Raw genomic sequence first — 23,087 nt, forward strand, 5'->3', positions numbered from 1 at the left:
GGGCATTGAGGCGCCCGACAGGAGGTGAAGCGGCGTCGTTCAATACGCAAGGGGCTCATGGGGTGTTCAGCGGCATCAGAAATTGGTGAGAGATTGGTGGAGCAATTCCGGCGGAAGGGGCCCAGAACCCCCTGTTTCAACGGCAGTTGAGTGGGTAACGCTGACTCTTGTTCAGTGAATGCCGGTGTCGTTTCAGCGTCCCTGATCCAAATAGGCGAGAACGGCCAGCACGCGGCGATTGTCATCGTCCGACACCTCAAGGTCCAGCTTCGCGAAGATGTTGGAGGTGTGCTTCGCAATGGCCCGTTCTGTCACCGCGAGGCGCTCCGCGATCGCCGCGTTCGAGCGGCCCTGAGCCATCAGCTCCAGCACCTCCCGCTCACGCGGCGTCAGCCGCCCCAGCGGCCGGCTCTCCGCCTGACGCCGCGACAACAGCTGCTGGATCACCTGAGGATCCATCGCGGTGCCGCCCGCCGCGACTCGGCGTACGGCATCGATGAACTGCTCCGCGTCGAAGACCCGGTCCTTCAGCAGATAGCCGACCCCGCCGGTCCCGTCCGCCAGCAACTCCCGCGCGTACAACTGCTCCACGTGCTGCGACAGCACCAGCACCGGCAGCCCGGGTCTCGCCCGGCGCGCCTTGAGCGCGCACTGCAGGCCCTCGTCCGTGTGCGAAGGCGGCAGGCGTACGTCGACGACGGCGACGTCCGGCTCCAACTCGGCGAGTGCCCGCTCGAGTTCGGGCCCGCTCTCCACCGCCGCCGCGATCTCGAAGTCGTACGCCTCGAGCATCCGGACCAGTCCGTCGCGCAGCAGGAAGAGGTCTTCGGCTAGGACAACTCGCAAGGGATCTCCATGGTCACCATGGTGGGACCGCCCGCGGGGCTGCTGACGGCCAGGATGCCGTCGAATGTACCCAGTCGCCGCTCGACTCCGGAGAGTCCCGAACCCGCCCCGATCCCGGCCCCGCCCTTGCCGTTGTCGGTGACGGCGATCCGCAGCATGCCGTCGGTGTGGTGCACATCGACCCAGATTCGGTCCGCCTCCGCATGCTTCACCGCGTTGGTCAGCACCTCGCTGACGGCGAAGTACGCGGCCGACTCGACGGGGGCCTCCGCGCGACCCGGGAGGTCCACGTCCACCTCGGTGGCGACGGGCAGCCGTAGCGCCAACGCCCGTACGGCGTCGCCGAGTCCGCGTTCGGCGAGTACGGGCGGGTGGATGCCGCGGACGAGGTCGCGCAGTTCGGTGAGCGCGTCGGCGGAGGACTTGCGGGTCTGTGCGAGGAGCTCCTTGGCCTTCGCCGGGTCCTTGTCGAGGAGCATCTCGACCGTCCCGAGATCCATGCCCATCGCGACCAGCCGCGCCTGGGCTCCGTCGTGCAAGTCCCGCTCGATGCGCCGCAGTTCGGCGGCCGAGGTGTCCACCGCGTCCCGGCGGGTCTCGGTCAGGACGCGGACGCGCTCGGCCAGCTCGCCCTGCCCTGGGGTGAGGAGGGCGCGGGTGAGCTGGAAGTGGGCCTTCAGCAGCCGCCGGCCGGCGAAGTGGGCCAGGAAGAGGAGCGCGAGCGCCAGCGCGGCGGCGCCGAACGCGGAGGCCTGGCCCGTGACCGGCACGAAGCCGTACCAGTACGCCACGTATCCGGCGTCCGTGAAGACCCGCCACAGCCCGGCCGCCAGCGCGAACCCCTCCAGGGGGTAGAGGAACAGCACCGCCGGCAGCAGCGCGGTGACGAACCCCGCCGTCATGTCGACCGGCAGCCACCGCAGGTCCCGCCAGGTCGCCGGATCACGCAGCAACGCGAACGTACGCGTCCACGGGTTGGCGCTCTTCGGGAGCGGCCGGTACGCCGACGGGATCTTCACCCCGCACCACTCGGCGGCCAGCACCCGTCGCCAGTCCGCGAACGCCCGCACCCCCGTAAGCACCCAGGGCGTGGTGACGAGCCCGATCCCGATCGGTATCAACGCGAGAGACACCACGGAGAGCGTGAAGCAGAGCACGGCCCCCGGCAGCAGCACCAACGCCAGCCTGAGCCCCCGCACCGCCGCGATCCCGCTTCCCCGCACCCGCGCGGAACCGCCACGTTCCGTCTCGGCGGAACCGCCACTTTTCGTCTCGATGGTCGTCATGGCGTCAGTTTGGCGGAGGGGGCGGGGCGGGGCACGGGGGTTGGGCTCCGATCAGGAGGTGTTGCCAGGTACACCCCCACCACGCGCCAGCACCTTCGCCTCCACCTCCGGGTCGAGTCCCTTTTCCGGTCGGTCCGGGCGCTGAGGCGCCGTCCCGCCCAGGGACTGCAGCCAGGCCCACGTGTCCGTCACCGTCTCCTCGACGGGGCGGCAGCGGAGGCCAGTTGCCACGGCTCGTGACACGTTCACGCTGTGGACGGCGCCGTGCAGTTCGCTGCCCGGGGGGACCCAGACCGGTAGTTGGGTCCAGGGCTCGATGCCGGCGTCGAGGATCAACTCGGGGGCCGTCCAGCGGAGTTCGGCGTCGCTGCCCGTTGCCTGCACGCAGGCGTCGAGCAGCGCCCCCATCGTCGTATGCCCCTGCGGGCTGATGAGGTTGTACGGGCCGCTCAACTCCCGTTCTGCCGCCCCGAGTACCCACTCGGCGAGGTCGCGGGCGTCGACGTACTGGAGCGGCAGTTCGCGGGGGCCGGGCGCGAGGACCGGGCCGCCGCGGGCGATGCGGGTCAGCCACCACGGCAGGCGGCCGACGTTCTCGTACGGGCCGAGGATCAGACCGGCCCGTACGAGTACGGAGCGCTCCTCGCCGAAGGCCTGCACGGCGGCGAGCTCACCGCCGCGCTTGTCCCGCGCGTAGTCGGTCTGCTCCGCGTCCGCCGAGGCGCCCTCCACGAGGGGAGCGTCCTCGGTGTAACCAGCCGCCGGCGGCCACGCGTACACGGAGCAGCTGGACACGTACACATACCTGCCCGCCCTGTCCTTCAGCAGCCGAGCCGCGTCCCGTACGGCACGCGGCGCCCACGACCAGGTGTCGACGACGACGTCCCAGTCGCCCTCGGCCGCCGTGAGCGCCGCGAGCCCGTCGGGCGCGGTGCGGTCGCCGAGCAGCGACCGCGCCCCGGGCGGAGGCTCGTGGGTTCCCCGGTTCAGGACCGTCACGTCCCAGCCGCGGGCGAGCGCGGCCTCGACGACGGCCCGCCCCACGAAATCCGTACCGCCCAGCATCAGAAGTCTCATGCTTCGACTCTGCCCTGCCGGCCCGCGGTACGGAACGGGAATCTGCCTTCAGCAGAGAGTCAACGCCCGCTCGGCGGAACGTACTTGTACCCCACGCGCCGTACCGTCCTGATCGCCCCCCGGTGCTCCGCACCGAGCTTGCGGCGCAGCCGGGCGATGTGGACGTCCACGGTGCGGCCGTCGCCCACATGCCCGTAGCCCCAGACCGTGGACACCAGGTGGTCGCGGGTGTGCACCCGGTGCGGATGCGCCACGAGGTGCGCGAGCAGCTCGAACTCCAGGTACGTGAGATCCAGCGGCCGCCCGCCGACCTCGGCGGTACGGCGCACGGGGTCGACGCGTACGAGAGAGTCGCCGCCCTCGGGCTCTTCGCGGTCCGGGGCCGTGATGGGCGGCAGGGCGGGCTGATGGTCGGCCGGTACGAGTACCAGATAGCCGACCATGGGCGGCCGGCCCGGCAGCTTGGGAAGGGTGTGCGGGGGAGCGGGCAGCAGGGTGGTGCCCGGCGGCAGGAGATCCGCGACGTCCGCGGACGGGAAGTAACGGGTGTTCGCCATGAGAGGTCAGCTCTTTCGCGCGAGAGGTTCGACGAGGACGTACGTCGTGTCGCGCGGGCCCAGGGCCTGTTGGTACGGCGTCAGCGGGCCGGCGCGGTCATCGCGCGGCAACACTCACGGTCGTAGTCGTGGTGCTGACGGGAAGGCCAGAAGGGCTCGAGGTCATGGCGACCTGTCGCGGGGCGCTTCTCGGGGCTGGCCATGAGCCAATTGAAACAGATGAAGCGGACAACGGTGAGGGGGCGCCCACCGTTTGTGATGGACGCCCCCTCACGGAGTCGTACGGAGTCGCCGTCGTACGGAGTTGCCGTCGTACGGGTCAGACCTGGCCGGCCTTGTCCAGCGCCGTGCAGCAGGTGTCGACGATCAGACGCGTCACGACGTACGGGTCGACGTTCGCGTTCGGGCGGCGGTCCTCGATGTAGCCCTTGCCGTCCTTCTCGACCTGCCACGGGATACGGACCGAGGCGCCACGGTTGGAGACGCCGTAGCTGTACTCGTTCCACGGGGCCGTCTCGTGCAGACCGGTCAGGCGGTCGTCGATGCCGGCGCCGTAGTTCTTGACGTGGTCGAGCGGCTTGGAGCCCTCGCCGAGCGACTCGCAGGCGGTGATGATCGCGTCGTAACCCTCGCGCATCGCCTTCGTGGAGAAGTTGGTGTGCGCGCCCGCGCCGTTCCAGTCGCCCTTCACCGGCTTCGGGTCCAGCGTCGCGGAGACGCCGAAGTCCTCGGCGGTGCGGTACAGCAGCCAGCGGGCCAGCCACAGCTGGTCGGCGACCTCGAGCGGGGCGAGCGGGCCGACCTGGAACTCCCACTGGCCGGGCATGACCTCGGCGTTGATGCCGGAGATGCCCAGGCCCGCCTTGAGGCAGTTGTCCAGGTGCGCCTCGACGACGTCACGGCCGAAGATCTCGTCGGCGCCGACACCGCAGTAGTAACCGCCCTGCGGCGCCGGGAAGCCCCCCTCGGGGAAGCCCAGCGGCTTGATGCCCTCGAAGAAGGTGTACTCCTGCTCGATGCCGAAGATCGGCTCCTGCGCGGCGAACTTCTCCGCGACCTCGACGAGCGCGGCACGCGTGTTGGACTCGTGCGGCGTCATGTCGATGTTGAGGACCTCGCACATCACGAGCAGGTCGTCGCCGCCGCGGATCGGGTCCGGGCAGGAGAAGACCGGCTTCAGTACGCAGTCGGAGGCGTGGCCCTCGGCCTGGTTCGTGGAAGACCCGTCGAAGCCCCAGATCGGCAGGTCGGCACCCTTGGCGTCATCGGCCAGGATCTTCGTCTTGGAACGCAGCTTGGCCGTCGGCTCGGTGCCGTCGATCCAGATGTACTCAGCCTTGAAGGTCACGGGCCACATCCTTCGGGGTGGGTCTTGTCGCGCTCGGTCGTCTCGGGCGCGCGGCGCTGCGGCACTGGGGCGCCGCGCGGGATGCCCGCAGCCTGTCAACAGGGGATTTCCCGATCATTGCCCGACTGTGAAGCCCGTGTTACCTGGTGCTGGTGGGCTGGGGGCCCGCCTTGAGAGCGGGTGGGCTCCGCCGTATACAAGGACTACAAGGGGCTGTTGACCGTACGAGGCAAAGCGAAGGCGGTACGAGGACTCACTCGCCCTCGGCTGCCGCGGCCTCCCGCACCCCCTCCAGGAAGCCCCGGATCGCTTCCCGCTCGCGCTCGTCGCAGCCCTGGAGAAACTCCACCGCCTTCCCGATGAGCGGCCCGAAGGAGGACCACCCCAGTTCGACGGCCCGCTCGTTCACCTCGACGACCACTGTGCGCCGGTCCTGTCGGCCCCGCACCCGTCGCACATGCCCGGCCCGCTCCAGCCGGTCGAGCAGCGAGGTGGTCCCGGCCGAGTTGAGCCCGAGCGCGGCACCGAGCCGCCCGGCCGTCATCTCCTCGCCGGCCCGGGAGGCATCCATGAGCTCGATCAGGGCGCGTACGTCCGTCGGGTGCATGCCGTTGTGGTGCGCGAACCGGGCGCTGTGCAGGCCGAGTTCGACCGTCACCGCGCGCAGGAGATGGACGATCTCCATCTCGGGGCCCTGATGCCGCATGTCCCGCCTCCGGGGCTATCATCTCGCTCGTCGAATATCTCGCTTGGCGAGATAATACGGGGAGGGGCTCCATGAGTACGTACGACAGCGACGCCTTTCGAGCGGCCTACGACAAGGTCATGGCCAAGTGGCCCGCGGAACGGGAGACGGTCCGGGTCCCGACGCCGTTCGGTACGACGTACGTCAACGCCTGCGGACCGCGGGACGCGCCCCCGCTTCTCCTCCTGCCGGGCGGCGGCGGAGCGACCTCTGCCTCCTGGTACGCCCAGGCCGCCGACCTCGCCCGTCACCGCCGTGTCCTCGCCGTCGACCTGATCGGCGCCCCCGGGCGCAGCGAACCGGCCGGCGACCGTCACCCCCGTACGGTCGCCGACCTGTCCGCCTGGCTGGACGCGCTCCTGGACGGCCTCGGTGTCGAGACGGTGGACCTGGGCGGGCACTCGTACGGCGGCTGGATCGCCCTGCAGTACGCGCTGCTGGCCCCTGCCCGGGTGCGTCGCCTGTTCCTTCTGGACCCGACCCAGTGTTTCGCCGGGTTCAAGGCGGCGTATCTGCTGCACGCCCTGCCGATGCTGCTGCGCCCCGCGCCCCACCGCGTCCGCGCCTTCTTGGAGTGGGAGAGCGGGGGAGTGCCCCTCGACCCCGACTGGCTCCAACTCCAGGAGGCGGCCGCCGGCTTCCACTCCGTGAAGCCGGTGACCGGGCCTCGTCCGAAGCCGGAGGCGCTGCGGGGCTTGGAGGCGCCGGTCCTGCTGTGCCTGGCCGGGAACAGCAGGACGCATGACGCGCGCAACGTGGCGGCGCGGGCGGGCGGCCTGTTGCCGCGCGTGGAAACGGACGTACTGCCCGGCCTCTCGCACCACGCACTGCCACAGGCCGCACCCGCCGAACTGAGCCGCCGCCTCGCCGACTTCCTCGGCGGCTGACCCTTCGGCGGCCGAGCCTCAGCCCACTTTCTCGATCAGCGCCCGACGGATCAGGAATTTGCCGGGCTCGCGGACCTGCTCGAATGCCGCGTCGTTGAGCAGGGCGCAGCTGCCGGAGGTCGAAGTGACCTCCACTGTGGTGGACTTGTTGTTGTCCAGGTTGGTGACCTTCAGCTGGGTGCCGGCTGGGAACTGGTTGCTGGACGCGGCGGGGGCGCCCGCCTCGCCGGAGAGTGTGACGGTCGAACCCGCGCAGACCTGCTCACCGCCCTCACCTCCGGCGACCTCCGTCGCGTCGCCGGAGGTGTCCGCGGGAGCCGAGGCCGGCTGCTCGGCCGGGGTGTCCTGAGCCGACTCCTCGGGCGTGCAACCGGAGGCCTCCTGCTTGCGCTCGATCTCCGCGATGACCGCCTCCCGGTTCGCGATCCGGGCCTCGGACTGCGCGTCGGGGTTGGCGCGCTGTCCCTCGATGAACTTCTCGTTGTTCCCGAGCGCCGTGGCCAGCCCCTCGCAGACCGCCGAGGTCTGCGTCTGACCGGCCGGCGCGGCGTTCGAGGTGGCCGCCAGGGCAAGGGCCCCGCCTCCGGCGACCGCCACGGCGCTCACCAGCAACGCGAGCTTCTTCTTCGGGCCGAGCGTTCTCTTGCGCGATGTACGCGGCATGGCGTGCCTCCTGTCTCCGGCGCCCTGGCGGCGACCGGTCGGGAACGGGGAGTACGCCGCTATGTACGAGATACCGAACAGAGTTACTCGGTAGTTGGCTCGAGTAACTCAAGTGGCTTAGATCACAAGGGAAGTTGAGTAATTCCTCTCCTGGTCGAGCAGCGTGGTCAGGCCGAGGCGGTCTGGAATGTACGGCTGACCGGGGCTCACGTCGCCGCCCCTCGAGGCGGATATGTACGGGGCCTGCCGCCACCTCTGTTCGAATTTGACGCCGCCTCACGCGCACCTCTCGGACCTGGTGTGACACCCTGCCAATTTCCTTGTTCACCTGGACTTTTGGCGGCCTCTGTGAAGTGTCTCGATGTCAGTGGCGGGCAGTAAACTGGTATCAGTGTTCGAGGGCGCCGACGGACGGCTCCCTGACCGCGACAGGAGGATGCCCGTGCCCGCTGCCGCACTCTTCCCGCTGCCCACCCAGTCCACGGCCAGGAGGCCGGTTCCGCTGGACCTGCCGTACGAGCCGGTCGAGAAGCGGCCGCTCCCGCCGGGGCGTCCGCGTGACTGGTACATCACGCACAACCGGCGCCTCAAGGCGATGCGGCTCGCCATCGCGTTGCTGGACTCCGGTGTCTACATGCCCAACCAGGCCCGTAACGAGAAGATCCGCAGCACGGCCGAACTCATCGGCGTCCACCCGCCGTCGGACACGACGTGCCACATGGTGCGGGCCCTGATGCGCTACAGCCGCTGAGGCTGCGCCGTGAGTGCGTGAGTACGTGAGTACGTGAGCATCCGGTGCCGTCCGCTCCGCGGGAGTGGGCGGCACCGGTGCGTTCGGGGCCACTTCCCGCCGTATATCCGGGGCTTATGGGAGTTGGCCTGGAGGGTGGCGCCATCGCGCCAGAGTTGGCCGGAGATCGCCCTAGCCGTGCCACCCCGCAGTCCATACGATTCGGTCGCTCTCGGTCTTCACAGCTCCTTCACAGGCTGGGGGGTCTGTGCATTGGACTGTTTGGCATGTGCATGACCTTCGATCGTCGATCTTCCCAGCCTTTCCCGTTCCCGGATTGGAGAATCATGGCTCGTGGGCTCCTCATGGCCGGCGCGATCGCCGCTCTGCTGGCCACCGCGTTCCCCGCGCAGGCTTCGTCGTCGTCGCCGGTTTTCGACGACCCGCCCCCGGACAAGATCGTCATCAAGGTCGCCACGGTGAACGGCTCCGGCTGTCCTCGGGGCACGGCGGCGGTCGCCGTCTCCCCGGACAACACCGCCTTCACGGTGACCTACAGCGACTACCTCGCCCAGGTCGGCGGCGGCGCCCCGTCCACCGCGTTCCGCAAGAACTGCCAGCTCAACCTGATCGTCCACGTACCGCAGGGCTTCACCTACGCCATCGCCAGCGTCGACTACCGGGGCTTCGCCTCCCTCCAGCGCGGAGCGAGCGGCACCCAGAAGGCCTCGTACTACTTCCAGGGCTCCCCGGACACGGCCTCCAGATCGCACCCGTTCAACGGCCCGTACGAGGACAACTGGCAGGCCACCGACGAAACCGAGTGGGCCCAACTGGTCTGGGCGCCCTGCGGTGTCGAGCGGAACTTCAACATCAACACCGAGCTCCGGGTCAACAAGGGCACGTCCCCCGCCAACAGCACCAGCTTCATGACCATGGACTCCACCGACGGTGACATCAGCACCGTCTACCACCTGGCCTGGAAGGAGTGCCCGCAGAACTGAGCCGTGATGCCGGGTGCCCTCGACTCCCCGGGCATCCGGCGCGTAGGCCGGCGCTCGAGCAGCCGCCAGAACAAGTGGTCCTGGCCCTCGGCGTCACAGCCCCGGTGCGCCCCAGATCGGGAACCAGCGGCTCAGGTCAGGCTCCAGGCGGATGTCGTTCGCGAGTACGGCTCTGACCTGCAGCTCCAAGGCGTTGTCGCGCCGTTCCCCGCCGCCGGGGAGCGGCGCGAAGACGTAGAGGCTGCCTCGCTTGTAGAGGTACACGAGCGCGAGCGGGCGCGGCTCGTCGCCCCCGCTCCGGAAGCCGACCACCGAGCACAGCAACTGCGGCCCGAAGCCGCTGCCTTCCAGCGCGCTGTTCACCGCGTGCAGATCGCCCACGAGGGCGGGCAGGTCCTCCGGCGACCGCCGCGAGACCAGCCACGTATACCCGTACGAGTCCCGGCTCACCTCCACCGGCGGCCCCGTCCGCTCGGCATCCGCGTCCAACAGCGCCCGCACTTCCTGGCGTACGTCCTCGAAGGCCGCCCCTTCTACCGTCGCGAAGCACACCGATCCGTGCCCGGTCGGCGTGAACCCGGCCGCTGCCTCCAGGGTGACCGCGGCCGACGGCAGCGCGAAGAGCTGGTCGAGGTCGGGGGCCGCCGGCTTGCTGCGGCCCAGCAGGATGTCCAGGAGTCCCATCGCCTCTCAGCCCGCCTTCCCGGAGTACGGCGATTCACCCAACTCGCCGGAGATCCGGCCCAGTTGGTCGAGCCGATCCTCCAGACTCGGGTGGGTGGAGAAGAGCCGCTGGATGCCGGGGGTCCGGCCGAGCGCGGGCGTGAAGTAGAAGGCGTTGAAGGCCTGCGCGGTCCGTAGATCTCGGGTGGGGATCTTGGCGATGTCGCCGGTGAGCTTGGTCAGTGCGGAGGCGAGGGCCGAGGGGCGGCCGGTGAGCATGGCCGCGGCGCGGTCGGCGGCCAGTTCCCGGTACCGGGAGAGCGCCCGGATGAGGAGGAAGCTGAGCGCGTAGACGACCACGGACACCGCCATCACGGTCATGAGTACGACGGCCGTGTTCTGGTCCTTGCGGCCGTGCCCGCCGAACACCTGGGAGTAGAAGACGAACCGCACGATCAGCCCGGCGAGTACCCCGAGGAACGAGGCCACGGTGATCACCGCGACATCGCGGTGTGCCACATGCGACAGCTCGTGCGCGAGTACACCCTCCAACTCGGCGGGCTCGAGCCGCCGCAGCAGCCCGGTCGTCACGCACACGACGGAGTGATCGGCGTCGCGCCCGGTGGCGAAGGCGTTCGGCATCTCCATGTCGGACACGGCGACGGCCGGCTTCGGCATGTCCGCGGTGGCGCACAGCCGGTCGATCACCCCGTGCAGCTGCGGATATTCCTCGCGCTCCACGACCCGACCGCGCATCGCGAACAGCGCGATCCGGTCAGAGAACCAGTACTGCGCACCCAACAGCGCCGCCGCGATCACCACGACCAGCACCCACGACTTCAGCAGCACGATCAGGGCGGCGACGAACGCCACGTACAGCAGCCCCAGCAGGAACAGCGTGACCCCCATCCGCGTGTTCAACCGCCGGTCGGGCTGGAATCGACTCCGCATCACGATCACCCCACACATCGGGCACTCGTCCCGATTCCAGTGTGCAGCGGCATTGCCATAACCGGATCCCGATCTTCCCCGCACCGGGCAAAGGAACGGCGCGGCCCAGGCAAAGAACGACGGAGCCCCGCCGCTGCCGGTGAAGGCGGTGACGGGGCTCTGAAGCCGGAGGCCTGCAGGCTTACGAGGCCTACGCGTCGATCACACGTCGTAGTACAGCTCGAACTCGTGCGGGTGCGGACGCAGCTGCAGCGGGGCGATCTCGTTCGTGCGCTTGTAGTCGATCCACGTCTCGATCAGGTCGGACGTGAACACGTCGCCCGCGAGCAGGAACTCGTGGTCGGACTCGAGGGAGTCGAGGACGGCGGGGAGCGAGGTCGGGACCTGCGCGACGTTCGCGTGCTCCTCGGGAGCCAGCTCGTAGAGGTCCTTGTCGATCGGCTCGGCCGGCTCGACCTTGTTCTTGATGCCGTCCAGGCCGGCCAGCATCAGGGCCGCGAAGGTGAGGTACGGGTTGCCGGAGGAGTCCGGCGCCCGGAACTCGACGCGCTTGGCCTTCGGGTTCGAGCCCGTGATCGGGATACGCATGGCCGCGGAGCGGTTGCGCTGCGAGTAGACCAGGTTGATCGGGGCCTCGAAGCCGGGCACCAGGCGGTGGTACGAGTTCACCGTCGGGTTGGTGAAGGCCAGCAGCGACGGGGCGTGCTTGAGGATGCCGCCGATGTAGAAGCGGGCGGTGTCCGACAGGCCCGCGTAACCGGCCTCGTCGTAGAACAGCGGGGAGCCGGCCTGCCACAGGGACTGGTGGACGTGCATGCCCGAGCCGTTGTCACCGAAGATCGGCTTCGGCATGAAGGTGGCCGTCTTGCCGTTGCGCCAGGCGACGTTCTTCACGATGTACTTGAAGAGCTGGAGGTCGTCGGCCGCGGCGAGCAGCGTGTTGAACTTGTAGTTGATCTCGGCCTGTCCCGCGGTGCCCACCTCGTGGTGCTGGCGCTCGACCTGGAGACCGGCCTTGTTCAGCTCAAGGGAGATCTCGGCGCGCAGGTCGGCGAAGTGGTCGACCGGCGGGGTCGGGAAGTAACCGCCCTTGTAGCGGACCTTGTAACCGCGGTTGTCCTCCAGCGCACCGGTGTTCCAGGCGCCCGCCTCGGAGTCGATGTGGTAGAAGGCCTCGTTCGACTTGGTCTCGAAGCGGACACTGTCGAAGATGTAGAACTCGGCCTCGGGACCGAAGTACGCGGTGTCGGCGATACCGGTCGACGCGAGGTACGCCTCCGCCTTCTTCGCCACGTTCCGCGGGTCACGGGAGTACTGCTCGCCCGTGATCGGGTCGTGGATGAAGAAGTTGATGTTGACCGTCTTGTCGCGGCGGAAGGGGTCCACGCGCGCGGTGGACAGGTCGGCGCGAAGCGCCATGTCCGACTCGTGGATGGCCTGGAAGCCGCGGATCGAGGAGCCGTCGAAGGCCAGTTCCTCGCTCGGGTCGAAGGCCTCTGCCGGCACCGTGAAGTGCTGCATCACGCCAGGCAGGTCGCAGAAGCGGACGTCTACGAACTTGACGTCCTCGTCTGCGATGAACTTCTTGGCCTCGTCGGCGTTCTGGAACATCCAGCTCCTCCTACTCCCGACCGTCCGTGCCGGGGTGGTAGTTCGTTCGTGCGGCCAGTGCGGTGGCACACGCTGAGACCCGACAATAGGGACGGGTGGTTTCTCGAGCGTGACCCATTTGTTTCGCCCAAGTTAACCGACCCCGGCCCGGCTGACCCCACCTGTCCGCATACCAAAACCTCCGCAGTACCGTGGACCCGTGGACAACAGGCAAGCAATCGGATCGTGGCTCTCCGGACCGCGCGCGGCCGCGGAGGAAGCCGGTGCCGACTTCGGATACCGCGGCGAACAGCTCGGCCTCCCCGAGTCCGGCCCCGGCTCGATCGCCCGCCCCGGCCGACGCCTCGGCGCCCTGGCCGTCGACTGGGGCCTCTGCCTCCTGATCGCATACGGCCTGCTCACCGACGGCTACAACCAGGCCACGGGCAACTGGGCACTCCTGATCTTCTTCGTGATGAGCATCCTGACGGTCGGCACAATCGGCTTCACCCCGGGCAAGCGCCTCTTCGGCCTGCGAGTCCTCACCCTGGAAACGGGCACGGTCAACCCCCTGCGCGCCCTCCTCCGCACAGCCCTCCTGTGCATCGCCATCCCGGCCCTGATCTGGGACCGCGACGGCAGGGGCCTGCACGACCGCTTGGCGCGGACGGTAGAGGTACGGATCTGAGGAACGCGCCGGTGAGCGGGCAGGGCCCTTCGGGGGTGACTCACTCCGGGGCGCGGTTTCGGGGGCGACCCACTCCGGGGCGCGGTTTCGGTGGCGGCCCGGGGCGCGGGCGCGGTTTCGGGTCCGACCCAATCGGGGCGCGGCTCGATTTGTGGCTGCGGGCAGTCGCAGGCTTTTTAGGGGCGCGGGGAACTGCGCGACCAGCCACGACGCACCCGCAGTCGGCAGTCCGCAGAATCACCCCGGACAAACGCCGAAGGGCGCCCAGGAACTGACAAGTTCCGGGCGCCCTTCGCCATCCAGCCAAGCTCAGCGCAGCGTTACCGCATCTTCGGGCCGCCGCGCGGCATCCGCATCCCCTTGGGCATCGGCCCCTTCGGCATGGGAAGGTTCGACATGATGTCGCCCAGGGCGCGCAGCCGGTCGTTGGTGGCGGTGACCTGGGGGCCGCTCAGGACCCGAGGCAGCTTCAGCATCGTCGTACGGAGCTTCTTCAGCTCAACCTGACCCTCGCCGGTCCCCACCAGGATGTCGTGGACGGGCACGTCCGAGACAATCCGAGCCATCCGCTTCTTCTCGGCGGCCAGCAGGCCCTTCACCCGGTTCGGGTTGCCCTCGGCGACCAGCACGATCCCGGCCTTGCCGACGGCCCGGTGCACCACGTCCTGCTGGCGGTTCATCGCCACCGCCGGAGTCGTCGTCCAGCCACGCTTCATGTTGTCCAGCACCGCGGCCGCCGCTCCCGGCTGTCCTTCCATCTGCCCGAAGGCGGCCCGCTCGGCCCGCCGTCCGAAGACGATCGCCATCGCGAGGAAGGCGAGGAGGAAGCCGAGAATGCCGAGATAGACCGGGTGGTCGATCAGGAAACCGATCGCGAGGAAGACACCGAGGGTGCCGATTCCGACTGCCGCGAGCACAAGACCGATCTTGGAGTCGGCCCTGCGCGTCATCTTGTAGGTCAGAGCGATCTGCTTGAGTCGCCCGGGGTTCGCAGCGTCCGCTGCGTTGTCCTTCCTCGCCATGCCGAGAAGTCTACGTGTCGCGGGAAGTGCCGACGACGGCGGTGCCGCCTCGGCGGGCGGTCACGGGCGAGGGGCGAACGACGCTTCCAGGACGGACTGCTCGAGGACGCGCTGCGCCTCGACCCTGTCCTTGGCCCGGCGGCGGTCCTCCATGACGGAGGTCCATGCGTTGCGGCGGGCGGTGCGCTGGCCGCTGCTCATGAGGACCGACTCGACGGCACGGAGTGCATCGGTGAAAGACGGAATCGCTGTGGCGCGTACGGGCGCGGCCTGCATAGTGGAGGTCCCCCCTCGGGTGATGGCTCTGGGATGAGTCTGTACGTGGCGTGAGAACAGAGTCACTGAATGGTGTTACCAGGGCATGACCAACCGGTCAAACGCCAATGAAGCCTGGACGCGAGGCCCGAAAACGCCGACGCGGCCCTGACGGTGGCTCCCATCTGCGGGAACGGTCAGAACCGCGTCGTATCGGACACTACTCACGGGTAATGTCTTGTGTGCGGATTCACACGATCGGCTGGCACTGCGTGCCATCGCGCAGGTCGTACGAGATCTCAGACGGCCTGCGAGGCTACGTACGAACCACGCTTCTCGACGGCCATCTGGTACAGCCGTCCGGCACGGTACGAGGAGCGCACGAGCGGTCCGGACATCACGCCCGAGAAGCCGATCTGCTCGGCCTCGTCCTTCAGCTCAACGAACTCGTGCGGCTTCACCCAGCGCTCCACGGGGTGGTGGCGCACGGTCGGGCGCAGGTACTGCGTGATGGTGACGAGCTCGCATCCGGCGTCGTGCAGCTGCTTGAGGGCCTCGCTGATCTCCTCGCGGGTCTCGCCCATGCCGAGGATCAGGTTCGACTTGGTGACCAGGCCGACGTCGCGGGCCTCGGTGATGACCTTCAGGGAGCGCTCGTAGCGGAAACCGGGGCGGATGCGCTTGAAGATGCGCGGGACCGTCTCGATGTTGTGCGCGAAGACCTCCGGGCGGGAGGAGAAGACCTCGGCGAGCTGGGCCGGCTCGGCGTTGAAGTCGGGGGCCAGCAGCTCGACCTTGGTGCGGCCGGCCTCGCGGTTCGCGGTCTGGGCGTGGATCTGGCGCACGGTCTCTGCGTACAGCCAGGCGCCGCCGTCCTCCAGGTCGTCGCGGGCTACGCCGGTGATCGTGGCGTAGTTGAGGTCCATGGTGACCACGGACTCGCCCACGCGGCGGGGCTCGTCACGGTCCAGCGCTTCGGGCTTGCCCGTGTCGATCTGGCAGAAGTCGCAGCGCCTGGTGCACTGGTCGCCGCCGATGAGGAAGGTCGCCTCGCGGTCCTCCCAGCACTCGTAGATGTTGGGGCAGCCCGCCTCCTGGCAGACCGTGTGCAGACCCTCGCTCTTCACGAGGTTCTGCATCTTCGTGTACTCGGGGCCCATTTTCGCCCGAGTCTTGATCCACTCGGGCTTGCGCTCGATGGGGGTCTGACTGTTACGGACCTCCAGGCGCAGCATCTTGCGTCCGTCGGGGGTGACTGCGGACACGACCGGCTCCCTGTGCATTCGATTCCTCGGCGCACACCAGCGTACGCCCGTGTTTGATGGGCCCTTCTGTGAGGCCAACCTGTGGGCCTCGGGGTCCATTCCTTACGTCAGGCGGTCGCCTTCTCGGTCTCCCGCGGCTTCAGGTCCGCGTTCTCCAGTACGTCCCGCAAATGCTTCTCGGCCACCGGCAGGACCTCGGCGATCGTGACCTCGCGCCCCAGCTCGTACGCCAGTGACGTGACGCCCGCGTCCCGGATCCCGCACGGGATGATCTTGTCGAAGCTGGAGGTGTCCGGGTTCACGTTCAGGGCGAAGCCGTGCATCGTGACGCCCTTGGCCACGCGGATGCCCACGGCGCAGATCTTGCGGTCCTCGCGGCGCTGGCCGGCGTTCGAGGGGGCGTACTCGGGGCCGTTGAGGCGGGGGTCGAACTCGTCGTCAGTGAGGCGCGGGTCGAAGTCCAGGGAGAGTCCCCCGAGGGAGGGGCGCTGTTCCACGGGGTCGCCGAGCACCCACACGCCCGCGCGGCCCTCGACCCGTGAGGTCTCGAGGCCGAAGTCGGCGCACACACGGATCATCGCGTCCTCGAGGCGGCGCAGATGGGCGACGACGTCGACCGGGCGCGGAAGCTTCTGGATCGGGTAGCCGACGAGCTGGCCGGGGCCGTGCCAGGTGATCTTGCCGCCGCGGTCCACGTCCACGACCGGGGTGCCGTCGAGGGGGCGCTCCTCGGGGGCGGTGCGCCGGCCGGCCGTATAGACCGGCGGGTGCTCCAGGAGCAGACAGGTGTCGGGGATCTCGTCCTGGAAGCGGGCGGCGTGCACGCGGCGCTGCTCGTCCCAGGCCTGCTGGTACTCGACGGCCTCCGCTCCGAAACCCATCCGGACGAACCGCAACTCACCCACGGCAAACGCCTCCCTGGAAGACCCGTAAGGCGCGTACGCGCCCCACGCCACTGTACGTCCGGCCATGTTCCAGCCGACTTCGGCCCTGTCGACCCGGTCGGGCCGGTCCGCCCTACAGGTCTGCCGGTCCTGCCGGTCCGGTCGGCTCTGTCGGTCCGGGGACCGTCACTCTCCCGGCCAATCCTCACACGATCGGATGAATGCGGATCGAAGTCTGCAATCGCGCGCTTACAGACCGCTACATTCACGCCGTTCACAAGGCCATTCCCCCAGAGGCCTGGAAGGCAGGAGTTCGCACCGCAGATGACGGAACGACCCGCGCAGCGCACCCCCAACCGTCAGCTCGCCGCACTGATCGCAGAAGCGGGGTTCTCCAACGCGGGACTAGCCCGTCGCGTGGACCAGCTCGGTCTCGAACACGGGCTGGATCTGAGATACGACAAGACATCGGTGACCCGTTGGCTCCGCGGCCAGCAGCCGCGCGGCACGACCCCCGCACTGATCGCCGAGGTGTTCACCCGCCGGCTCGGGCGCCGGCTCACGGCGCAGGACCTGGGCCTCGACGCGTGCGCCCCCGTGTACGCGGGGCTCGAGTTCGCGGCCACGCCCGAGGAGGCCGTCGACATCGTCAGCGGGCTATGGCGCAAGGACTCCGGGAGCCACGCGGAACTGCGCAAGATCGCGTTCACCCCGGCGGGGCTCGTCGTGCCGAGCCGGGACTGGCTGATCGGGCGGCCCGACGACCGGGTGGCCCGCACCGGGGACCCCACGGCCGTACGGGTGCCCGCCCAGGGCCGCCCGGGCGCCCTGCCCCGGCCGCGCCCGGCGACCGACCGCGAGCCCGGGCAACGGGTGACCGCGGGCGACATCGCGGCGCTGCGCAAGGTCGGCGAGCTGTTCCGCGCGCTGGACCACGCCTACGGCGGCGGCCACGCCCGGCAGGCCCTGGTGCGCTACCTGGAGCACGAGGCGGAGCCGATGCTGCGCGGCACGTACGGCGAGCAGACCGGGCGCCAGCTGTTCGCCGCCGCGGCCGATCTCACCCGGCTCGCGGGCTGGACCTCGTACGACATCGCCGCGCACGGACTGGCCCAGCGGTACTTCGTCCAGGCGCTGCGGCTCGCGCAGGCGGCCGGGGACCGGGCGTACGGCTCGTACGTCCTGGTGACGATGAGCCGGCAGGCCGTGTACCTGGGCCACGGCCGGGAGGCGGTGCAGCTGGCGCGGGTCGCCCAGCAGGGCGTGGGTTCGTCCGGGCCGCCCGTCGTGCAGGCGCTGCTGCACGCGGCCGAGGCGCGCGGGCATGGGGTGCTCGGCGAGGTACGGGCCTGTACGGCGTCCCTCGTACGGGCCGAACGGGCGCTGGAGGCGGCCCGGCCCACCGACGACGTCCCGTACTGGGCGCGCTTCTTCGACGAGGCGCAGCTCGCGGACGAGTTCGGGCACTGCCACCGGGACCTCCAGCAGTACCGGGCCGCCGCCCAGCACGCCGAACGGTCCCTTCAGCTCCGGGCTCCCGGCTATGCCCGTAGCCGCCTCTTCTGCCGGGTCGTCCTCGCCACGGCCCGCCTCGGCCTCGGCGAACTCGACCAGGCCTGCCAGTTGGGCGCGGAGGCGGCGGCTCAGGCGGCCGAGATGCGCTCGGTGCGGGCGGTGGAGTACGTACGGGACTTCGAGCGGCGGCTGGAGCCGTATCGGGACGCCGGGCCCGTGCGGGGGTATCGCGACAAGGTCGCGGCGCTTCGCTGACGGGTCGCTGCGCGGCGAGGGCGATTCGGGTGGGCGTTAGCGCCTGAGAGCTCGGGTCGGTGAGCAGTTTGGCGGCTGCGGCGCCGTCGTGGCTGGTCGCGCAGTTCCCCGCGCCCCTTACGGGGCGCGGTAGTAGCGCTGTGGAAGAGGGGAGGCCCCGCCCCGCGACGAGGCCTCCCCGTCTGGTCATGCGGCCCTGGGTAACGGGGCCGCCGTGTTGGCCGAACCCACGCCTAGGTCCGTCAGCAAGGCCGTTGCCGCTCGGTGGCCCGAGTGCAGGGCGCCCTGGACGGTGCTGGTGTCTCGGTGGTCGCCGCAGACGTACAGGCCGTCCAGGAGGCGGACGGGGCGGCGGAGGTCGTGCGGGGGCGGCATCGCGGGGACGGCGTCCGGGGTGTGGTGGACGGCGAGGAGTTCCCAGCGGAGCGTGGACGTGCCGTAGAGATCGGCAAGGTGGGCTCGTACGACTCGGTCGGCGTCCGGAGGCGGTGGGCCGAGGATCGTGGATGAGACCAGGGCGCGGCCCGCGGGGGCGCGGGACGGGTCGACCTCGCTGAGGACGGCGGTGTGGGCCACCGGGCCGCGACGGTCCGCGTCGAGGAGCAGCCCCGCTCCGGCCTGGGGCACCTCGTCGGCTGTGTGGTGCACCACCGTCACCGGGTGGAACGGCGGCACCCGCAAGCCGGGCAGCAGCTCGGCGGCGGCGCGGGCGCCGGTCGCCACCAGGACGGCGCGGCAACGGAGTTCGCCGTGTTCCGCGGTGCGTACGGATGTCGTGGACACGGAAGTGACGTGCACGCCGGTGTGGACCGTGCCGTGCGGCAGGGCGGCGGCGAGCAGCTCCGGCAGGGTGTCGGCGCCGCCCTCCGGTATGCACAGCCGTCCTGCGGCGAAGGCGCGCAGCGCGAGGTCCGCGCTGCGGCTGGACGTCGTCAGGTCCGGGTCGCAGAGCAGTGCGGCCAGCAACGGTCGTAGGAAGCCCTCGACTGTGCGGGCGGGCATGCCGCGCGCCGCCAGCGCGTGTCCGGCCGGCCGGTCCGGTCGGGCCAGTAGGCGTTCCACCGGGGCGGCGGCGATCCGGCCGAGCGCGGCGGAGAGCCGTGCCTGGTCGATGGCGCCGCCGAGCGGTGGGAAGGTCCGTGGCAGGGGCTGGGCGGCGGCCTGTGGCGCCGACGCCCGGTGTGCGGCTGCGTCGGGCGACGGCCCTGCTCGCCGGGTGGCTCCGTCGGGCGACGGCCCTGTCCGCCAGGCCGCGCGTGGCCTCCGGGGGGCGGTCACAAAGGCGCGTGCCGCGCCGAGTGCGCCCCTTGCGCCCCCGGCGCTCGCCGTGCTCCCGGGTTCGCCCGCGCGGTGCGTCCGGCCGTCGGCGTGGACGAGGACGCCCGGGGCGAACGGGCGCAGGGTGAGGGCGTCGAGACCCGGGGTGAGGCGTAATTCCGGGTACGCGGTGGACAACAGCCGGCCGATCCGGTCGAGCCGGAAACCGTCGACCTTCTCGGTCGACATACGGCCGCCGACGTAAGGGGTGGCCTCCAGGACTACGGTCCTTACTCCTGCGCTGGTCAGCCGGTGAGCAGCCGAGAGTCCCGCGACCCCGGCCCCCACGATGACGACGTCCGCCTGATAAGCGGGCTCAAGCACGTGCCCCTCCTCGAGGTCGCGCGGCTCCTGGGGACGTCATGCCCCCGACACGCTTCCGGAATTCCGGAGTTTTTGGATGAGGTTAGGACGGCGGGGGTTCTGGGGGAGTCGCGCATGGGCGGGGGCATCGGGGCACGGGGGCGTATGCCCTGTTGGCGACAGGCTGACGCACCGGACCGCGGCCCCGCACCCACCAACCACCTCAGGGGCGCGGGGAACTGCGCGAGCAACCACCCACGCACCCGCAGCCGCTACACGCAGTGTCACCCACCACCCCCTGGCGGGGGGTCTGGGGCGCAGCCCCAGTTCGGGAAGGGGCGGGGATGGGGAAAGAAACCCCGCCTCAGCCCCGCCCCGCCGCCCGAATCGCCTCCTCAACCCCCGGAAAAGCGAACGAGAAGCCCGACTCCAACAGTCGCGCAGGAAGCACTCGTTGGCTCCCCAGCACATCCCCGGCCATCTCGCCGAGCGCCAGCCGCAACGCAGGCGCGGGCACCGCGAAGAGGGTGGGCCGGTGCAGGACCCGGCCCATCGCGGCGGTGATCTCGCGGTTGGTGAGCGGCTGCGGCGCCGTCAGGTTGAAGGGGCCCGACAACGACTCCGTGTCGAGCAGATGCCGCAGCGCGGCTACCTCGTCGTGCAGCGCGATGTACGACCAGTACTGGCGTCCGTCACCCAGCCGCCCGCCGAGCCCCGCCTTGAAGAGGGGGAACAACCGCCCCCAGGCCCCGCCCTTGGCGGACACCACCAGACCGGTGCGCGCGAAGACGGTCCGTATGCCCGCCTCCTCGGCGGGAGCCGCCGCCTCCTCCCACTCCACGCACAGCGAGGGCAGAAACCCGTCGCCGGGCGGCGAGTTCTCGTCCACGGCCCGTTCGCCGGTGTCTCCGTAGAAGCCGATCGCGCTGCCGTTCACAAAGACCCGTGGCAACGGGGAGAGGGAGGCGGCCGCCTCCGCGAGCGCCGTCGTGCCGAGGACACGGCTGTCGCGGATCTTCCGCTTGTACGCGGACGTCCAGCGGCGGTCACCGACCCCGGCCCCGGCGAGGTTCACCACGGCGTCGCACCCGCTGAGCCCGGCCGCGTCGACGTACTGCAGCTCGGGGTCCCATTCGACCTCGTCCTTCGTCCTGGGCGTACGGCGCACCAGCCGTACCACCTCGTGCCCGTCCGCGGTCAGCGACCGCACCAGTGCCGCACCGATGAGACCGGACGCCCCGGCCACGGCGATTCGGGAAGCTTCCATGCCCCCATCCTCCGCCCACGCTCTCCGGGCCATCGCGCCGAGGGCCCCAGCGCGGCCCCGGAGCAGCCCCAGAGCGTGCCGAAAAACACCGGACGACGGCTCGCGCACCCGCCGTACAGTGACCTTCATGCCCGCCTTGCACATACGCCCTGCCCTGTTCGAAGACGAGGACGCGCTGGGTCGGCTGGACCGTGCGACCTGGTCGTATCTGCATGCGGTCAGGCCCCGGGAAGAGCCGCCGTACGAGCCGTTCTTCGGTGACCGTTACGGGCCCCGCGACCATCTCGTCGCGGAGCAGGACGGTCGCCTCGTCGGCTATGTGCGCCTCGGTTTCCCCACCCCGCTCGTCTCCAACGCACACGTACGGCAGATCCAGGGCCTCGCCGTCGCGGAGGAGGCGCGTGGCCTCGGCGTGGGCCGGGCGCTGATCCGCGCGGCGATCGAGGAGGCCCGCCGCCAGGGCGCCTTGCGTATGTCGCTGCGCGTCCTCGGCCACAACACCCCGGCCCGCAAGCTGTACGAGTCGGAAGGCTTCGTCGTGGAGGGAATCCAGCCGGGGGAGTTCTACCTCGACGGGAAATACGTCGACGACGTGATGATGGGCCGCAGCCTTTGAGCGTCGCTCAGGGCGATGTCGGGGCCCCTGCCGCCGCTCAGGACGACGTGACCGGGTCGCCCGTGTCCACCGGCGTCGACGACCTCGCCGCCCGCCGGGCGTCGTCGGCGACCTCGTCGGCGGTCAGAACGTAACCCGTCTCGGCGTCGCTCGTGGAGCGGGCGAAGACGACCCCGTACACCTTGCCTTCCGTGGTCAGCAGCGGGCCGCCGGAGTTTCCGGGCAGGACCGTGGAGCGGATGGAGTAGATCTCGCGGGTGACGATTTCGGAGCCGTAGATGTTCTTGCCCCTGGCCTGGATCTTGTTCGCGACGGTGGCCGCCTGGAGGTCCAGGCCGCCGTCCTGCGGGTAGCCCGCGACCACGGCCGGTTTGCCACGCGTCGCGCTGTTGTCGAAGGGCAGGACGGGGGCTTCGAGATCCGGTACAACGAGGACGGCGACGTCCTTGTCGGGGTCGAAGAGGACGACCCGCGCCTCGTACGCCCGGCCCGTGCCGCCCACGCGTACGGTCGGCTCGTCGATGCCCGCCACCACATGGGCATTGGTCATCACATGCTCGGCCGCGTATACGAAGCCGCTGCCCTCGCGGCCCTGGTCGCCCGCGACGCCTTCGACCTTCACCGTGGAGCGCATCGCGGCCCGGTTGGCCGCCGCGGTGACGCTGTCCCCGGAAGGCCTGGCGACGCTCGTGGCCGGCTCGCTCTCGAACGGGTTGAAGACCTGCGGGAACCCCGCCTCCGTGAGCGCCGAGGTGGCGCGGGAGTACCAGGCCGGCGTCGTCTCCGGCATGGTGCTCTGCACCGCGCCGAGCAGCGAGGAGCCGCGGATGGCCTGGCTGAGGACGGGGGACGCGGACGCGCCGAGCACGCTCGCGGCGACCCAGGCCACCACCAGGACGGCCACGGTGTTGGCCGCGGCCCCGCCCACTCCGTCGGCGATGCGCAGCGGGCCCCGGTCCAGCTCGCGGCGCAGCCGCAGCGCCAGCCTTCCCGCCAATTCGTGCCCGACCGCGGCCGGGACCAGCACGGTGAGCACCGCCGTGATCGTCGCCGTCGTGCTCCCCGCCGTCACCAGGTCCATCATCCAGGGCAGCACCCATACGCCGATGACCGCGCCGCCCACGAAACCGGCCAGCGACACACAGCCCGCCACCAGCCCGCGCCGGTAGCCGGACGCCGCGTACAGGAGGATCACCAGCAACAGCAGGATGTCGAGCAGGTCCACGGAGCACCCTTTCTCTTGGGCCCCTCAGTACGTGCGCCGCGGGCCCAGTGATCACCCACGCGCGCGTGAGGCCTGTGCTGCGTCCTCCCGGGGGATGACCCCCGGACCCCCACCGGGGGGCCACGCGC

The 23,087-nt window shown here is 70.2% G+C and carries 23 protein-coding genes; 6 read left to right on the plus strand and 17 right to left on the minus strand.

What is annotated here, in order from left to right:
• Nucleotides 1-192: 192 nt before the first annotated feature.
• The 6 genes from ACQEVY_RS34470 to ACQEVY_RS34495 form a co-directional block, all read right to left on the minus strand.
• On the minus strand, nucleotides 193-846 hold the full coding sequence (locus ACQEVY_RS34470; protein WP_432953278.1) for a LuxR C-terminal-related transcriptional regulator: 654 nt from the start codon (nucleotides 844-846) through the stop codon (nucleotides 193-195).
• Nucleotides 831-2,132 (minus strand): sensor histidine kinase, encoded by a 1,302-nt coding sequence (locus ACQEVY_RS34475; RefSeq protein WP_432953279.1) that lies wholly within the window; start codon nucleotides 2,130-2,132, stop codon nucleotides 831-833. The genes ACQEVY_RS34470 and ACQEVY_RS34475 overlap by 16 nt, the downstream gene beginning before the upstream one ends.
• A gap of 51 nt (nucleotides 2,133-2,183) precedes the next feature.
• Nucleotides 2,184-3,209, minus strand: a complete 1,026-nt coding sequence (locus ACQEVY_RS34480; RefSeq protein ID WP_432953280.1) for an SDR family oxidoreductase — start codon at nucleotides 3,207-3,209, stop codon at nucleotides 2,184-2,186.
• Between the two features lie 59 nt (nucleotides 3,210-3,268).
• Nucleotides 3,269-3,766: a winged helix-turn-helix domain-containing protein gene (locus tag ACQEVY_RS34485; RefSeq protein ID WP_432953281.1), complete on the minus strand. Its 498-nt coding sequence runs from the start codon at nucleotides 3,764-3,766 to the stop codon at nucleotides 3,269-3,271.
• Nucleotides 3,767-4,085: 319 nt separating this feature from the next.
• Nucleotides 4,086-5,114 (minus strand): glutamine synthetase, encoded by a 1,029-nt coding sequence (gene glnII, locus ACQEVY_RS34490; RefSeq protein WP_432953282.1) that lies wholly within the window; start codon nucleotides 5,112-5,114, stop codon nucleotides 4,086-4,088.
• 253 nt (nucleotides 5,115-5,367) lie between these two features.
• The gene (locus ACQEVY_RS34495) at nucleotides 5,368-5,820 is read right to left on the minus strand and encodes a MarR family winged helix-turn-helix transcriptional regulator (RefSeq protein WP_432953283.1); all 453 of its coding nucleotides are present in this window, start codon (nucleotides 5,818-5,820) and stop codon (nucleotides 5,368-5,370) included.
• Nucleotides 5,821-5,891: 71 nt separating this feature from the next.
• Between ACQEVY_RS34495 and ACQEVY_RS34500 the strand changes: the two genes are divergently transcribed.
• Entirely contained in the window at nucleotides 5,892-6,746 is an 855-nt protein-coding gene (locus ACQEVY_RS34500; protein WP_432953284.1) for an alpha/beta fold hydrolase, read from the plus strand.
• Between the two features lie 18 nt (nucleotides 6,747-6,764).
• On the opposite strand, the gene ACQEVY_RS34505 is transcribed toward ACQEVY_RS34500, so the two are convergent.
• The gene (locus ACQEVY_RS34505; RefSeq protein ID WP_432953285.1) at nucleotides 6,765-7,409 is read right to left on the minus strand and encodes a hypothetical protein; all 645 of its coding nucleotides are present in this window, start codon (nucleotides 7,407-7,409) and stop codon (nucleotides 6,765-6,767) included.
• A 442-nt stretch (nucleotides 7,410-7,851) separates the two neighbouring features.
• Between ACQEVY_RS34505 and ACQEVY_RS34510 the strand changes: the two genes are divergently transcribed.
• Together ACQEVY_RS34510 and ACQEVY_RS34515 are read left to right on the plus strand one after the other, a co-directional pair.
• On the plus strand, nucleotides 7,852-8,160 hold the full coding sequence (locus ACQEVY_RS34510; RefSeq protein WP_432953286.1) for a hypothetical protein: 309 nt from the start codon (nucleotides 7,852-7,854) through the stop codon (nucleotides 8,158-8,160).
• 326 nt (nucleotides 8,161-8,486) lie between these two features.
• Nucleotides 8,487-9,143: a DUF4360 domain-containing protein gene (locus tag ACQEVY_RS34515; RefSeq protein ID WP_432953287.1), complete on the plus strand. Its 657-nt coding sequence runs from the start codon at nucleotides 8,487-8,489 to the stop codon at nucleotides 9,141-9,143.
• 93 nt (nucleotides 9,144-9,236) lie between these two features.
• Here the strand turns inward: ACQEVY_RS34515 and pspAB are convergent, their stop codons facing one another.
• The 3 genes from pspAB to glnA form a co-directional block, all read right to left on the minus strand.
• The gene (gene pspAB / locus ACQEVY_RS34520; protein ID WP_432953288.1) at nucleotides 9,237-9,827 is read right to left on the minus strand and encodes a PspA-associated protein PspAB; all 591 of its coding nucleotides are present in this window, start codon (nucleotides 9,825-9,827) and stop codon (nucleotides 9,237-9,239) included.
• Between the two features lie 6 nt (nucleotides 9,828-9,833).
• A complete protein-coding gene (gene htpX, locus ACQEVY_RS34525) occupies nucleotides 9,834-10,757 on the minus strand; it encodes a zinc metalloprotease HtpX (RefSeq protein ID WP_432953289.1) in 924 nt (307 codons plus the stop codon).
• A 201-nt stretch (nucleotides 10,758-10,958) separates the two neighbouring features.
• Nucleotides 10,959-12,368: a type I glutamate--ammonia ligase gene (glnA, locus tag ACQEVY_RS34530; RefSeq protein WP_432953290.1), complete on the minus strand. Its 1,410-nt coding sequence runs from the start codon at nucleotides 12,366-12,368 to the stop codon at nucleotides 10,959-10,961.
• 199 nt (nucleotides 12,369-12,567) lie between these two features.
• On the opposite strand from glnA, the gene ACQEVY_RS34535 reads away from it, so the two are divergent.
• A complete protein-coding gene (locus ACQEVY_RS34535; RefSeq protein ID WP_165339755.1) occupies nucleotides 12,568-13,035 on the plus strand; it encodes an RDD family protein in 468 nt (155 codons plus the stop codon).
• 320 nt (nucleotides 13,036-13,355) lie between these two features.
• Here the strand turns inward: ACQEVY_RS34535 and ACQEVY_RS34540 are convergent, their stop codons facing one another.
• The 4 genes from ACQEVY_RS34540 to lipB form a co-directional block, all read right to left on the minus strand.
• Complete coding sequence (locus tag ACQEVY_RS34540; RefSeq protein WP_328772165.1) at nucleotides 13,356-14,057, minus strand: DUF4191 domain-containing protein; 702 nt, start codon at nucleotides 14,055-14,057, stop codon at nucleotides 13,356-13,358.
• 60 nt (nucleotides 14,058-14,117) lie between these two features.
• On the minus strand, nucleotides 14,118-14,333 hold the full coding sequence (locus tag ACQEVY_RS34545; protein ID WP_328772166.1) for an SCO2195 family GlnR-regulated protein: 216 nt from the start codon (nucleotides 14,331-14,333) through the stop codon (nucleotides 14,118-14,120).
• A gap of 278 nt (nucleotides 14,334-14,611) precedes the next feature.
• Nucleotides 14,612-15,577 (minus strand): lipoyl synthase, encoded by a 966-nt coding sequence (lipA, locus tag ACQEVY_RS34550; RefSeq protein ID WP_432953291.1) that lies wholly within the window; start codon nucleotides 15,575-15,577, stop codon nucleotides 14,612-14,614.
• Nucleotides 15,578-15,684: 107 nt separating this feature from the next.
• The gene (gene lipB / locus ACQEVY_RS34555; protein WP_432953292.1) at nucleotides 15,685-16,482 is read right to left on the minus strand and encodes a lipoyl(octanoyl) transferase LipB; all 798 of its coding nucleotides are present in this window, start codon (nucleotides 16,480-16,482) and stop codon (nucleotides 15,685-15,687) included.
• A gap of 303 nt (nucleotides 16,483-16,785) precedes the next feature.
• Here lipB and ACQEVY_RS34560 point away from each other — a divergent pair, with 303 nt between their 5' ends.
• The gene (locus tag ACQEVY_RS34560; RefSeq protein ID WP_432953293.1) at nucleotides 16,786-18,231 is read left to right on the plus strand and encodes a regulator; all 1,446 of its coding nucleotides are present in this window, start codon (nucleotides 16,786-16,788) and stop codon (nucleotides 18,229-18,231) included.
• 186 nt (nucleotides 18,232-18,417) lie between these two features.
• Here ACQEVY_RS34560 and ACQEVY_RS34565 read toward each other — a convergent pair whose 3' ends face one another.
• Together ACQEVY_RS34565 and ACQEVY_RS34570 are read right to left on the minus strand one after the other, a co-directional pair.
• Entirely contained in the window at nucleotides 18,418-19,872 is a 1,455-nt protein-coding gene (locus ACQEVY_RS34565) for an NAD(P)/FAD-dependent oxidoreductase (RefSeq protein WP_432953294.1), read from the minus strand.
• 343 nt (nucleotides 19,873-20,215) lie between these two features.
• Nucleotides 20,216-21,118 carry a TIGR01777 family oxidoreductase gene (locus tag ACQEVY_RS34570; protein WP_432953295.1) on the minus strand — a complete coding sequence of 301 codons (903 nt, stop codon included), beginning with the start codon at nucleotides 21,116-21,118 and terminating at the stop codon, nucleotides 20,216-20,218.
• 127 nt (nucleotides 21,119-21,245) lie between these two features.
• Between ACQEVY_RS34570 and ACQEVY_RS34575 the strand changes: the two genes are divergently transcribed.
• Nucleotides 21,246-21,734 carry an N-acetyltransferase family protein gene (locus ACQEVY_RS34575; protein ID WP_432953296.1) on the plus strand — a complete coding sequence of 163 codons (489 nt, stop codon included), beginning with the start codon at nucleotides 21,246-21,248 and terminating at the stop codon, nucleotides 21,732-21,734.
• A 37-nt stretch (nucleotides 21,735-21,771) separates the two neighbouring features.
• Here ACQEVY_RS34575 and ACQEVY_RS34580 read toward each other — a convergent pair whose 3' ends face one another.
• Entirely contained in the window at nucleotides 21,772-22,959 is a 1,188-nt protein-coding gene (locus ACQEVY_RS34580) for a MarP family serine protease (RefSeq protein ID WP_432953297.1), read from the minus strand.
• Nucleotides 22,960-23,087: the final 128 nt, after the last annotated feature.

It is taken from the genome of Streptomyces sp. CA-288835, from assembly GCF_050936385.1.
GTDB lineage: Bacteria > Actinomycetota > Actinomycetes > Streptomycetales > Streptomycetaceae > Streptomyces.

Excerpts from the sequence above, each read along its gene's own strand:
- ACQEVY_RS34575 (WP_432953296.1), top strand. The coding sequence starts at position 21,246 with ATGCCCGCCTTGCACATACGCCCTGCCCTGTTCGAAGACGAGGACGCG.
- ACQEVY_RS34515 (WP_432953287.1), top strand. The coding sequence starts at position 8,487 with ATGGCTCGTGGGCTCCTCATGGCCGGCGCGATCGCCGCTCTGCTGGCC.
- ACQEVY_RS34475 (WP_432953279.1), bottom strand. The coding sequence starts at position 2,132 with ATGACGACCATCGAGACGAAAAGTGGCGGTTCCGCCGAGACGGAACGT.
- ACQEVY_RS34485 (WP_432953281.1), bottom strand. The coding sequence starts at position 3,766 with ATGGCGAACACCCGTTACTTCCCGTCCGCGGACGTCGCGGATCTCCTG.
- ACQEVY_RS34480 (WP_432953280.1), bottom strand. The coding sequence starts at position 3,209 with ATGAGACTTCTGATGCTGGGCGGTACGGATTTCGTGGGGCGGGCCGTC.
- ACQEVY_RS34545 (WP_328772166.1), bottom strand. The coding sequence starts at position 14,333 with ATGCAGGCCGCGCCCGTACGCGCCACAGCGATTCCGTCTTTCACCGAT.
- ACQEVY_RS34500 (WP_432953284.1), top strand. The coding sequence starts at position 5,892 with ATGAGTACGTACGACAGCGACGCCTTTCGAGCGGCCTACGACAAGGTC.
- pspAB (WP_432953288.1), bottom strand. The coding sequence starts at position 9,827 with ATGGGACTCCTGGACATCCTGCTGGGCCGCAGCAAGCCGGCGGCCCCC.
- ACQEVY_RS34505 (WP_432953285.1), bottom strand. The coding sequence starts at position 7,409 with ATGCCGCGTACATCGCGCAAGAGAACGCTCGGCCCGAAGAAGAAGCTC.
- ACQEVY_RS34495 (WP_432953283.1), bottom strand. The coding sequence starts at position 5,820 with ATGCGGCATCAGGGCCCCGAGATGGAGATCGTCCATCTCCTGCGCGCG.
- glnA (WP_432953290.1), bottom strand. The coding sequence starts at position 12,368 with ATGTTCCAGAACGCCGACGAGGCCAAGAAGTTCATCGCAGACGAGGAC.
- ACQEVY_RS34540 (WP_328772165.1), bottom strand. The coding sequence starts at position 14,057 with ATGGCGAGGAAGGACAACGCAGCGGACGCTGCGAACCCCGGGCGACTC.
- ACQEVY_RS34570 (WP_432953295.1), bottom strand. The coding sequence starts at position 21,118 with ATGGAAGCTTCCCGAATCGCCGTGGCCGGGGCGTCCGGTCTCATCGGT.
- htpX (WP_432953289.1), bottom strand. The coding sequence starts at position 10,757 with ATGCGGAGTCGATTCCAGCCCGACCGGCGGTTGAACACGCGGATGGGG.
- ACQEVY_RS34560 (WP_432953293.1), top strand. The coding sequence starts at position 16,786 with ATGACGGAACGACCCGCGCAGCGCACCCCCAACCGTCAGCTCGCCGCA.